This window comes from Pseudomonas sp. TWI929, from assembly GCF_039673335.1.
GTDB lineage: Bacteria > Pseudomonadota > Gammaproteobacteria > Pseudomonadales > Pseudomonadaceae > Aquipseudomonas.
On sequence record NZ_JBDJLK010000117.1, the window covers coordinates 1 to 12,333 of the forward strand.

9 protein-coding genes are annotated in these 12,333 nt (G+C 63.6%); 4 read left to right on the top strand and 5 right to left on the bottom strand.

Annotation, left to right across the window (positions count from 1 at the left end):
- Window positions 1-111: 111 nt before the first annotated feature.
- Window positions 112-1,860, bottom strand: coding sequence for a BCCT family transporter (locus tag ABE456_RS26525; RefSeq protein ID WP_346646567.1), 1,749 nt, complete (start codon window positions 1,858-1,860; stop codon window positions 112-114).
- Window positions 1,861-2,175: 315 nt separating this feature from the next.
- On the opposite strand from ABE456_RS26525, the gene ABE456_RS26530 reads away from it, so the two are divergent.
- The 3 genes from ABE456_RS26530 to ABE456_RS26540 all read left to right on the top strand — a co-directional run bounded on the left by ABE456_RS26530 (window position 2,176) and on the right by ABE456_RS26540 (window position 4,186).
- Complete coding sequence (locus ABE456_RS26530) at window positions 2,176-2,493, top strand: hypothetical protein (RefSeq protein WP_346646568.1); 318 nt, start codon at window positions 2,176-2,178, stop codon at window positions 2,491-2,493.
- 76 nt (window positions 2,494-2,569) lie between these two features.
- A complete protein-coding gene (locus tag ABE456_RS26535) occupies window positions 2,570-3,211 on the top strand; it encodes a LysE family translocator (protein ID WP_346646569.1) in 642 nt (213 codons plus the stop codon).
- A gap of 183 nt (window positions 3,212-3,394) precedes the next feature.
- Entirely contained in the window at window positions 3,395-4,186 is a 792-nt protein-coding gene (locus tag ABE456_RS26540) for a transporter substrate-binding domain-containing protein (protein ID WP_346646570.1), read from the top strand.
- Window positions 4,187-4,344: 158 nt separating this feature from the next.
- Here the strand turns inward: ABE456_RS26540 and ABE456_RS26545 are convergent, their stop codons facing one another.
- The 4 genes from ABE456_RS26545 to ABE456_RS26560 form a co-directional block, all read right to left on the bottom strand.
- Window positions 4,345-5,376 (bottom strand): XdhC family protein, encoded by a 1,032-nt coding sequence (locus ABE456_RS26545; protein WP_346646571.1) that lies wholly within the window; start codon window positions 5,374-5,376, stop codon window positions 4,345-4,347.
- A 153-nt stretch (window positions 5,377-5,529) separates the two neighbouring features.
- Window positions 5,530-6,873 carry a cytochrome c gene (locus tag ABE456_RS26550; RefSeq protein ID WP_346646572.1) on the bottom strand — a complete coding sequence of 448 codons (1,344 nt, stop codon included), beginning with the start codon at window positions 6,871-6,873 and terminating at the stop codon, window positions 5,530-5,532.
- A 17-nt stretch (window positions 6,874-6,890) separates the two neighbouring features.
- Window positions 6,891-9,140 (bottom strand): molybdopterin cofactor-binding domain-containing protein, encoded by a 2,250-nt coding sequence (locus tag ABE456_RS26555; RefSeq protein WP_346646573.1) that lies wholly within the window; start codon window positions 9,138-9,140, stop codon window positions 6,891-6,893.
- Window positions 9,140-9,595 carry a (2Fe-2S)-binding protein gene (locus ABE456_RS26560; RefSeq protein ID WP_012271943.1) on the bottom strand — a complete coding sequence of 152 codons (456 nt, stop codon included), beginning with the start codon at window positions 9,593-9,595 and terminating at the stop codon, window positions 9,140-9,142. The genes ABE456_RS26555 and ABE456_RS26560 overlap by 1 nt, the downstream gene beginning before the upstream one ends.
- 324 nt (window positions 9,596-9,919) lie before the next feature.
- Between ABE456_RS26560 and ABE456_RS26565 the strand changes: the two genes are divergently transcribed.
- Window positions 9,920-12,106, top strand: a complete 2,187-nt coding sequence (locus tag ABE456_RS26565) for an OsmC domain/YcaO domain-containing protein (protein WP_346646574.1) — start codon at window positions 9,920-9,922, stop codon at window positions 12,104-12,106.
- Window positions 12,107-12,333 lie beyond the last annotated feature (227 nt).

Consider the following 12,333-nt stretch of genomic DNA (forward strand, 5'->3'; position numbering starts at 1 on the left):
AGCCAGCTCCAACAGGGATAGCGCAGCCCTCAAGGACAGCATAGAGCCTGTGGGAGCTGGCTTGCCGGCGATGGGCTGCAACGCAGCCCCCGGTTCCTCTGATTGGACCGATCAGGTGCCGCTTGCTTCGGCCTCTGCCGTCGCCGTCTTCACCGAAGCTTTCTTCTCCTGCACCACGATATAAAACTCCTCGCCATGCTTCACCGCCCCATACAGCACGGCCTTTTCGATCAGCTCGTTGCCGCGCAGGTGGCGCAGCATCATCGGGTCTTTGCGCAGGTCGCGGTACAGCGCCAGGCACAGCAGCACCATCACCACCACAAACGGCAGGGCCACGACGATGGTCAGGTTCTGCAGCCCGGTCAGCGCCTCGCCGGGGTCTCGCGGGTCGCCGATTGCCAGCATGATCGCCGCTACCGTACCGGTCAGTGCGCCCCAGAAGATCACCGTACGCCGTGACGGCGTGGTGGTACCGTGTTCCGACAGTGTGCCCATCACCAGTGAGGCCGCGTCGGCGCCCGAAACGAAGAAGATGCCCACCAGGATCATCACCAGCACCGAAGTTGCCGAGGCCAGCGGGTAGCTGTCCAGCAACTGGTACAGCGCATGGTTGCTGTTGACCGCGCCGTTGGCCAGCTGGAAAGCACCTTCGCGCAGGGCGTCAATGGCCGCGCCACCGAAAATGGTGAACCACACCAAGCTGACCAGGCTTGGCACCAGCAGTACCCCAGTGACGAACTGGCGGATGGTGCGGCCGCGGCTGATGCGGGCGATGAACATGCCGACGAACGGCGTCCAGGAAATCCACCAGGCCCAATAGAACACGGTCCAGCCGGCCAGCCAGCTGTTCATCTGCTCCCCGCCGCTGGCGTTGGTGCGGGCCATCATTTCCGGCAGCATCTTGATGTAGATGCCAATTGAGGTTGGCAGCAGGTTGAGCATCAGCAGGGTCGGGCCGACCATGAATACGAACACCGCCAGCACCAGCGCCAATACCATGTTGGTGTTGGACAGCCATTGGATGCCCTTGCCGATGCCCGACACCGCCGAGGTGACGAAGGCAATGGTAAGCAGGGTGATGATCGAGATGTAGAACAGTTTGCCGGGGCTTGCGATCCAGCCGTTGTATTCCAGGCCGCCAGCAATCTGCAATGCGCCCAGGCCCAGCGATGCCGCCGAGCCGAACAGCGTGGCGAAGATCGCCATCATGTCGATCAGGCGGCCGAGCGGGCCGTTGGCGTGCTTGCCGATCAACGGCCGGAAGGCGGCAGAAATCAGCTGCGAACGGCCACGGCGGAAGGTGCCGTAGGCAATCACCAGGCCAACGATGGCGTACATGGCCCAAGGGTGCAGGGTCCAGTGGAACAGGGTGGTGGCCATGGCTACCTGCATCGCTTCGCTGGTTTGCCCTGTGGCTGAGCCGGGCGGCGGCGACACGTAGTGCGACAGCGGTTCGGCAACGCCGAAGAACATCAGGCCGATGCCCATGCCGGCGCTGAACATCATTGCTACCCAGGACACCGTGCGGAATTCTGGCTGTTCGCCATCACGGCCCAGCGGCACCCTGCCGTAACGGCTGGCGGCCAGCCATAGCACGAACACCACGAACAGGGTGGAAGTGAGGACAAAGAACCAGCCAAAGTTGAGAATGACCCAGGACTGCGCGCTGGAGGCGCTGCTGGCGAGGCTGGCCTGGTTGAGGAAGCCCCAGAGGACGAACGCAATTGCCAGGAGGCTGGTGAAACCAAAGACGATCCAGTCGAGCTTGCCCTCGAAATGCCGGTCCTGGCGGGCTTCTGCGGTTTTCGAGGGGTCCGTCACGCCAAGGTCGAGTGTTTCGGTGATGTGTTCCTTTGCCATGAATGATGAGGCCCCTTGTGGCTTACCTGCAGGCGCAGGCTTGTTGTTGTGTGGGCTACCGAGTTCGATGACGGCCTCGGCGGGGTGGATTGCTGGCGCGATTATCCTGCGCAGGAAACGCCGGCTCCTGTCCCGATTACGCCCTGGGGCGTCCATTGCGCGACTTGGCAAATACTTTTAGTTCTGGGGGCAATGGCCCTTTCTGCCTCGGCTTCTGGTACCCTGATGGGCATTACCCGGGCCCGCACAACCGAGCACCGTAGAAGCGCTGCTGCTTGTGGACCTGGCCGTACCAGGAAACGGAGATTCGTCAAAATGGCCACTGACCGTGTGAGCCTGATCCATTTCGATAAATTGAGCATGAGCCCTGCCGCTGCCGATCGGTTCCAGAAAGCCCTCGACGCGCTGGCAGCGCTCAAGCTGCAGGACCGTTACGTGTACCTCATCGCTCCTTATCTGGGTGATATCGCTGACGCCTCCGACGCTGAGCAACTGGACACCGCCCTGGGCCAGTGCATTCGTGTGATCGATGAACTGCTGGCTGCCAGGTCGGTCAGCAAAGCCAAGGCTGAAGAAGTACGCCAGGTGTTCCAGGGCGCTGCCGAGCGTGCACGGGCAGAAATGCCTGGCTGAGTGGTGGCATCGCCAAAGACCTCAACACCTGCGTTCCCTGCACGCGGCCTTTCCTGATTGCCTGACGAGCCTGTAAATGGATGCTCACTCGCTGTTCGCGTTTACCCTGGTCGCTGCCATTGCGATCGCCAGCCCTGGCCCTGCCACGCTGATGGCCATCAACAACAGCCTGGCCCATGGCCAGCGCAGCACGATCTGGTCGTCGCTGGGCAATGGTACTGGCCTGTTCTGTTTATCGGCTGCGGCCATGTTGGGGCTGGGCGCACTGCTGGCCAGTTCCGAAATGCTGTTCAATGCCGTGAAGGTCCTGGGGGCGGGCTACCTGTTCTATCTCGGGGCGCGGCAATTGCTGAAAAAGAGCCCAATGCTGGGGCAAGGCGACGCAGAGGGTATAGCCAAGGTCCGGCCCACGCCGCTGAAGCTTTACAAGTCGGCCTTTCTTACTGCGGTGACCAACCCCAAGGCGACCATGTTCTTCACTGCACTGTTCCCGCAGTTCATCGACCAAGGGGCGGCGTTGCTGCCGCAGTTCCTGACCCTGACCGGGATATTCGTGGCCTTGTCGCTGACTTCGCTGAGTTTGTATGCCGCACTGGCTGCACGGGCCAAGGGGGTGTTGACCCGGCCGTCGTTGTCGCGCTGGGTGAGCCGGGTGGTGGGCACGACCTTCATCGGCTTTGGCGCGGCGATCCTGGCGATGCGGCGTCAGGGGGCCTGAGGCCTTAGGGGCCGCTTTGCGGCCCAATCGCGACACATGGCCGATGAAAGGCCAGCCCACTGGCCGCTCATGGTCCAGACTATCCAAAGCACACCCACAGGGATGCTGCAGTTGACCACAGGAGGTGGCAGCCTTTGGCCACCACGCAGGGTCGCGGGATGTTACATGTGCCGAGGGTTGTCGATGATCGAGCGTTGCTTTCGCCACGTCTTGTTGCTGTCGCTGTGCCTGTTGCTACTGCCGCTGGTTGCCGTAGCGGATGAGGCTTGCCGACGACTGACCGCCACTGGCAACCCTGAATACCCCCCCTACCTTTGGCGCGACCCGCAAAACCCCCAGCGACTGATCGGTGCCAATGCCGACCTGCTCGAGTACCTGGGCAAGCAGCTGGGGTTGGAAATTGAAGTGGTCTATGGCGGGCCGTGGTCGAGGGCACAAGAGGAAGTGCGCACGGGCCGGATCGACCTGCTGGCCGGGTACTTCATGACCCAGGCCCGGCAGCAACAGATGGACTTCGTCGCCCCACCATTCCTGCATACCCCCAGCGTGGTCTGGGTGCGCCAGGAGCATGCCTTTGCCTATCGGCAATGGGCCGATCTCAAGGGCCGCAAAGGCGGGACCCTGGTCAACAACAGCCATGGCCAGCAGTTTGACGACTATGCCAGGGCCAACCTCACCCTCGAAGCGGTGCCCAGTGCCAGGCAGGCGTTCGAGAAGCTCATGCACAAGCGCAGCGATTATGTGGTGTACGAACAATACCCCGGCATGGCGCTGGCGCGCACGCTGGGGATCGCAGGCGCCGTGCAGGTGCTGCAGCCGCCGGTGTCCAGCGAAGGCCTGTACTTGGCGCTGTCGCATGATTCGCCCTGCAACCAGCCGCAGCTGCGAGAGGCGCTGGCGCGGGAGATGGCAAAAATCGTGGCTGGGTCGCTGCCGGAGCAGCTGCTGAAGCAGAACCTGGAGCGGTGGCAGTAAGCAACGCCAGAGGTGCACAGCACGCGGTCTTTGTGGGAGCGGCCTTGTGTCGCGAGAGGGGCGCGCAGCGCCCCCAACATTTGCAGCTTCGCCGTGAATATTGCCGGGGCCGCTTTGCGGCCCTTTCGCGACACAAGGCCGCTCCCACAGGGGCCGCGTCAGCTGGTCGGGCATTGTTGATGCGTGGTCTCCCGGGCGAGCTTGGCCCCGGTGATGCTCACTGCACTGGGCAAACTGACGTCGTTCTTTGCCGCGAGGATCTCGGCCATGACACTGACGGCGATTTCGGCTGGGGTCTTGCTGCCGATGTAGATGCCAATGGGGCCGTGCAGGCGCTGCAACGAGGTTTCGCTTTCGCCGAAGTGTTCGATCAGCCGCTCGCGGCGCAGCTGGCTGTTGCGCCGCGAGCCGATGGCGCCAATGTAGAACGCCGGGCTGTGGAGGGCTTCAAGCAGGGCCAGGTCGTCCAGCTTGGGGTCGTGGCTGACGGCAACGATGGCGCTACGAACGTCTGCGGCGAAGGCGCGAACCACGTCGTCTGGCATGCCGGCCAGCAGCTTGACACCGGCAACATTCCAGCCTGCCGTGTATTCCGGGCGCGGGTCGCACAGCGATACGCTGAAACCGTTGAACAGGGCCATGGTGGCGAGGTATTCGGCCAGCGCGCCGGCACCGATCAGCAGCAGGCGGTAGCCGGGGCCGAGGGTGCTGAGCATGCGCTGGCCATCGAAACTGAACAGTTCCGGTGTGCCGGTGGCGGTGAGGCTGGCTGCGCCGCTGCGCAGGTCGAGCTCGCGGCGTACCAGGCTACCGCGGTCGAGGCAGGCCAGCAGTTGTTCCAGGTGTGGTAGTGAGGGGGTGAATTCCAGCACCAGTTCGAGGGTGCCGCCGCAGGGCAGGCCGAAGCGGTGGGCTTCGTCGGCGCTTACGCCATAGCGCACCACCTGCGGCTGGCCGCCGGGCAGGCCGGGGCCGCCGTAGGCGCTGGTGTAGCGGTGGATGAGGTCGTCCTCGATGCAGCCGCCGGAGACACTGCCGACCACACGGCCGTCGCTGCGCAGGGCCATCATCGAGCCGACCGGGCGAGGGGAGGAGCCCCAGGTACGGGCGACGGTGGCGAGCAGGGCGCTATGGCCGGCGGCTAGCCAGTCTCGGGTGGTGCGCAGGACCAACAGGTCGATGCTTTCCATAGGGGCTCCGTTGCAACCTGAATTTCGAGGTGGCTGTGCCGGCCTCTTCGCGGGTAAACCCGCTCCCACAAGTACTCCACAGCTCCGGAGAGCGACGCTATACCTGTAGCCGCGGGTTCACCCGCGAAGAGGCCAGCACCGTCATCCCCTGATTCAGCGCATATGCAAAATGATCGGGCTGCTGCTGGCCGGATCAGTATGCCCACGCAATTTGCTCACCGCCTGTGCATTCACCGCACCACCGTGATTGCCCCAGGCCTTGCGTACGAAGCTCAGCACATCGGCAATTTCCTGGTCGCCCAACTGCTCGCGGAAAGCCGGCATGCGATAGGCATCGGGCACCCCGCCAGTTACCACTCGTTGTGAGCCGTTAAGGGTGATGTTGATCGCCGAGGCGTCCTCCCTGGCCAGTGCCGAAGTCGCCCCGGCCAACGGCGGCATCCACTCGGCCTGGCCCTTGCCGTCCAGGCCGTGGCACGATGCGCAGCGGGTCACATAAGTATGCGCACCTGGGCTGTCGAGCCGCGCGGCCGCCGACTCGGCCTGATACTGCCAGGGTGCGCCATCGCGCTGCGGGTCGCCGGGCAGCGATTTCAGGTAATGGGCGATGGCAGCCAGGTCGTCGTCACTCATGAACTGCGTGGAGTTGTTGAACGCTTCGGTCATCGAACCAAACACCACCGCATGGCGGTTGCGCCCGGTCTTCAGGAACTGGGCGATGTCGGCCTCGCTCCAGCGCCCCAGCCCGGAGTTGTGGTCGGCGCGCAGGCTTGGGGCATACCAGCCATCGAGCAGGGCGCCGGCCAGGAACGGCTTGCCACTGTCATCCAGGGCCTTCTCGTTGAAGGCCAGGCCGCGCGGCGTGTGGCAGCTGCCGCAGTGGCCAGGGCCCTGGACAATGTAGGCGCCACGGTTCCATTGCGCATCCTGACCGGCTTGGGCTGCGTACGGCGTGGTGGCTGCAAACAGGCCGTTCCACACCGCGATGGGCCAGCGCAGGTTCAGCGGCCAGGGGATGTCGCTGGCCAGGTTGGCCTGTTTTACCGGCTGCACGCCGTGCATGAAGAACGCGTACAGCGCCTTTACATCGTCATCGTTGAGCTTGGCGTATGACGGGTAGGGCATGGCTGGATACAGCCGCCGGCCACCGGGCGCGACGCCCTGGCGTACGGCGCGGTCGAAGTCGGCCAGGCTGTAGTTGCCGATACCGTTGTCGTGATCTGGAGTGATGTTGGTGGCGTGGATCGCCCCCAGCGGGGTGGCCATTTCCAGCCCACCGGCGAACGGTTTGCCATCGGGCAGGCTGTGACAGGCCACACAATCGCTGAGCCGGGCCACGTACTCGCCACGGCTGACCAGCACCGGGTCGGCAGCAACGGCCTGCTTGCCGGCAAAGGGCGTGGCGGGCTCGCGGGTGACATACCAGGCCAGCAGGCCTGCCGCGACCAGGCACGGCAGCGCCAGCCAGCCCGCGGTTCTTGCGAAACGATGGGTCATGGGGTGCCCCTTGTGCGCTAGCTGAAGGTATGGCGGCTTAATGGCAGGCTGCGTACACGCTGGCCGGTGAGCTGCGCGACTGCGTTGGCTACCGCCGGGGCCACGGCGGGCAACGGTGGCTCGCCAATGCCGCCCATCTTCGCCCCGCTCTCAACGATGCGCACATGCACCCGGGCCATGCGCGAAGGCGGCAGGATCGGGTACAGGTCGTAATTGCGCGCGCGTGGCTTGCCATCGACGTACACCGCCTCCTCCAGCAGGGTTTGCGACAAGCCTAGGGCGACGGCGCCATTGACCTGGTGCTCGATGATCGCCGGGTTGACGATGCTGCCTGGGTCGATGGCCTGCCAGATGTCGTGTACCTTGACCTGGCCGTTCTCTATCGACACTTCGGCAATGACTGCCGCTTCCGAGCCGAACGGTGAGGCCATGGCCACGCCGCGCGCCCGTTTGCTGCCGTCCTCGGCGGTGAACGGCCCGCGTTTCCAGCCACCAGACAACTCGGCGACCGCATTCAGCAAGTTGGTCAGGCGTGGGTTGTCGCGCAGCAGGTGCAGGCGTAGTTCGAATGGGTCCTTGCCGCCTTTGTCGGCCAGTTCGTCGAGGAATGACTCATAGAAGAAGTCGTTCAGCGAGTTGCCCACAGAGCGCCAGTAACCGAGCATGGCCGGGCCTTTGACGTAGATCTGAGCGATGCGCTTGTTGGCGATGGCGTAGGACTTGCCCGACAGCCCTTCAAGTGCGGTCGGGTCGATCTTGTCCCCTTGCTTGCCAGCAATGGCCTCGGTCGGGCCTTCAGTGGCGCTCACCGCTTCGATAGCCACCGGCATGCCGTCGGCATCCAGCCCTGCGCGGAATTTCACCACTGCGACCGGGCGCAGCACATCGCGCAGGAATTCCTCTTCGCGGCTCCAGATCAGCTTCACCGGCCGACCAACCGCTTTGGCCAGGGCAATGGCCTGTGGGTAGGGGTTGGCCGAGTCGTAGAGGAAGTGGCGGCCAAAGAAGCCGCCCAGCAGTGGCGAATGCAGGTTGATTTGCCGGGTTTCCAGGCCTGTGCGTTTGGCAATGTCGTCACGGAACATGTCCGGTGCCTGGTTGGGCAGCCACACGTCGAGGGTGCCGTCCGGGTTGAAGCGGGCCAGGGCAGACGGTGGCTCCAGCTGGGCATGGTTCAGGTACTGGTTGTGGTAGCTGGCCTCGACCTTGGTCTTGGCATTGGCCAAGGCGCCAGCGATGTCGCCTTCGTTCTCCTCATCGCGGGCCGGTCCCTGCACCGTAGCCAGGTGCTCGCGCCAGCCATCGCTGGAGAAGTCGGCTGGCATCGGCCGTACCTTGCTGTCGGCGGCCGGTTCTTTCCAGTCCACCTGGATCGCCTCCACCGCGCGCTTGGCGTGCCACCAGCGTTCTGCGAGCACAGCTACAGCACCCGGTAGCTGATGCACCGAATGTACGCCTTTCATGGCCTTGACCTGCTCCTCGTTGCGCAGGCCGCCCACGGTCATGCCCAGGCGCGGCGCGTGTTGCACGGCGGCGTGGAGCATGCCGTCGACCTTGATGTCGATGCAGTACTGGGCCTTGCCGGTGGACTTGTCGTAGGCATCCAGGCGGCGTACGGGCTTGCCGATCCAGCGAAACTGGCTGGGGTCGCGCAGCTTGACGCTGGCCGGGTCGGGCACTGGCAGGTCCATGGCACGCCCGGCCAGTTCACCATAGGGTACGGAGCGACCAGTCGTGGTATGTACCACACTGCCCGGTGTGGTGGAGAGCTCTTCGACCGGCACGCCCAGTTGCTCGGCGCCCGCCTGCAGTAGCATGGCCCGGGCGAGCGCGCCCAGGCGGCGCATGGTCGGGTAGCTCATGCGCACTGACATGCTGCCGCCGGTGATGCGCATGCCGTTTTCCATCACCACGTAGGCTTCGCCCGGTGGTGCGCTATCGACCACGAAATTGGCCGGGTCCACATCCAGCTCTTCACCGACGATTTGCGCCATGGCGGTGAACGGGCCTTGCCCGCCTTCCATGAACGGGCTGAGCAGGCGCACCGTGCCGTCCGGGCGGATCTCCAGAAACGCCGGCACCTGGGTGCCGCGTTCCGGGGTTGCTGCGGCCGCTGCCTGCACGCGGCCCGAGCCTATGGGCATGCCGAAACCCAGCACCAGGGCACCGACTGCGGTACCGGTAAGAAAGCGCCGACGCGACAGGTTGACCGTTTCGCCCAATTGCAGCCTGAGCAGTTCGGCGGGGGTATCGACTGGCGTGTTCATCAGGCCTGCTCCCCTTGAGCCAGGTCATGCACGGCGGCATGGATGGCGTTGTAGGTCCCGCAGCGGCACAGGTTGACCATGGCTGCGTCGATCTGCGCATCGCTGGGCTTGGGGGTGTGCTTGAGCAGCGCCGTGGCCGCCATCACCTGACCAGACTGGCAGTAGCCGCACTGGGCCACCTGGTGTTCGACCCAGGCGGCGACCACGCGTTTGCCGACGGCATCGGCCTCTATCGCCTCGATGGTGGTGACCTCGCGCCCGACCACGCCGGCTACCGGCGTAACGCAGGCGCGCACCACGTTGCCGTCCACCAGCACCGAGCAGGCGCCGCATTGGGCCAGGCCGCAGCCATACTTGGTGCCGGTCAGCCCCAGGTCATCGCGGATCACCCATAGCAGGGGGGTGTCGGCGTCCGCCTCGACCTGGTAGGTCTTCTGGTTGATGCGTAGTTCCATGGTTCACCTGCCAGTCATCGGTTGTTGTCGCTATGTATTTTCTGCTTGGGGAATACGTTGTTCCCCAGTTGAGAAACGCTAGCACAGGGGGGCAACCGCTGGTCTGCTGGCGGGGTCAGGTTCAGAGGATCAGGCAAGCAATCCGGTGGAATGCGCAAGAAGGACTGTTCGCGATTTTTAGTAGGCCGCTTCGCGACCCTTTCGCGACGCAAGGCCGCTCCCACAAATAAAGACCGCATTCGGAGTTGAGCAGGACTTCCGCAACGAAAACCCGGATAATGCCGGCCAATTTCGTTTTGCACGCTTAAATCACGGTAATCCCGCATGGAAATCAAGGTCAATTTTCTCGACAATCTCCGTCTCGAAGCCAAGTTCGATGACTTCACGGTGATCGCCGACCAACCGATCCGCTACAAAGGTGATGGTTCGGCCCCAGGCCCGTTCGACTATTTCCTGGCGTCTTCGGCCTTGTGCGCGGCTTACTTCGTCAAGCTGTACTGCCAGACTCGCGACATCCCCACCGAAAACATTCGCCTGTCGCAGAACAACATCGTCGACCCGGAAAACCGCTACAACCAGGTGTTCAAGATTCAGGTCGAGCTGCCCGAGGACATTTCCGAGAAGGACCGCCAGGGTATCCTGCGCTCCATCGACCGCTGCACGGTAAAAAAGGTGGTGCAGACCGGCCCCGAGTTCGTCATCGAGGTGGTCGACAACCTCGACGCCGATGCCCAGGGCCTGCTGATGCCGGTGTCGGACACCAGTACCTATATCGCCGGCAAGGACCTGCCGCTGGAGCAGACCATCGCCAACATGTCGGGCATCCTCGCCGGGCTGGGGATGAAGATCGAGATCGCCTCGTGGCGCAACATCGTGCCCAACGTGTGGTCGCTGCACGTGCGCGACGCGCAGTCGCCGATGTGTTTCACCAACGGCAAGGGCGCTACCAAGGAGGCCGCGCTGGCCTCGGCGCTGGGCGAGTTCATCGAGCGCCTGAATTGCAACTTCTTCTATAACGACCAGTTCTGGGGCGAGGACCTGGCCAATGCGCCGTTCGTGCACTACCCGAACGAGCAGTGGTTCAAGCCTGGCCCACGTGATGCGCTGCCGGCCGAAATCCTCGATGAGCATTGCCTGGCAATCTACAACCCGGACGGTGAGCTGCGTGGCTCGCACCTGTACGACACCAACTCGGGCAACACTGCGCGTGGCATCTGTTCGCTGCCGTTCGTGCGCCAGTCCGACGAGCAGGTGGTGTACTTCCCGTCCAACCTGATCGAAAACCTGTTCCTCAGCAATGGCATGAGCGCCGGCAACACCTTGGCCGAAGCGCAGGTGCAGTGCCTGTCGGAAATCTTCGAGCGCGCGGTGAAGCGCGAAATCCTTGAGGGTGAGCTGTGCTTGCCGGACGTGCCGCAAGCAGTGCTGGCCAAGTACCCGGCCATCGTTGCCGGTATCCAGGGCCTGGAAGAGCAGGGCTTCCCGGTGTTGGTCAAGGATGCCTCGCTGGGCGGTGATTTCCCGGTCATGTGCGTGACCTTGATGAACCCGCGCACTGGCGGCGTGTTCGCCTCGTTCGGCGCCCACCCAAGCCTGGAAGTGGCGCTGGAGCGCAGCCTTACCGAACTGCTGCAGGGCCGCAGCTTCGAAGGCCTGAACGACCTGCCGCAGCCGACCTTCGAAAGCCACGCGCTGACTGAACCGAACAACTTCGTCGAGCACTTCATCGACTCCAGCGGCGTAGTGTCGTGGCGCTTCTTCAGTGCCAAGGCCGACTTCGAGTTTGTCGAATGGGACTTCTCCGGCCACGGCGAGGACTCCAACCAGCAGGAAGCCGCGACCCTGTTCGGCATCCTCGAAGACCTGGGCAAGGAAGTGTACATGGCGGTGTACGACAACCTTGGCGCCACTGCCTGCCGCATCCTGGTGCCGGGCTACTCGGAGATCTACCCGGTCGAGGACTTGATCTGGGACAACACCAACCGCGCCTTGTCGTTCCGTGCCGACATCCTCAACCTGCACAACCTTGAAAGCCGCCCGCTGAAGCTGCTGCTCAAACGCCTGGACAACTGCGATGTGGATGACTACACCACCATCACCACGCTGATTGGCGTGGAGTTCGACGAGAACACAGTGTGGGGCCAGTTGACCATTCTTGAGCTGAAGCTGCTGATCTGCCTGGCAGTGCAGCGCTTCGAGGATGCCAAGGAGTTGGTCGAGGCATTCCTGCAGTTCAACGACAACACTGTCGAGCGCGGGCTGTTCTACCAGGCGCTGAATGTGGTGCTGGAGGTGCTGCTGGACGATGAGCTGGAGATGGACGACTACGAGGCCAACTTCCGGCGAATGTTCGGCAACGCGCGTATGGATGCGGTGCTCGGTTCGGTGGACGGCAGCGTGCGCTTCTATGGCCTGACCCCGACCAGCATGAAGCTCGAAGGCCTCGACCGCCATCTGCGCCTGATCGAGAGCTACAAGAAGCTGCATGCGGCCCGGGCCAAGTTCGCCTGATAGCACCACTCTTTCAGTGAAGTACGGCCGTGTGGGAGCGGCCTTGTGTCGCGAAAGGGCTGCGTAGCAGCCCCATGATGTGTGCATCGCTGCTGAAACCCTGGGGCCGCTTCGCGGCCCTTTCGCGACACAAGGCCGCTTGTGTCTTGAGAGGGGATTAGAATCTGGAGTGAGAGCGGTGAATGGCAAGCTGAATGCCGGAGGTGCCTTGAGCACGTGTGGGAGCA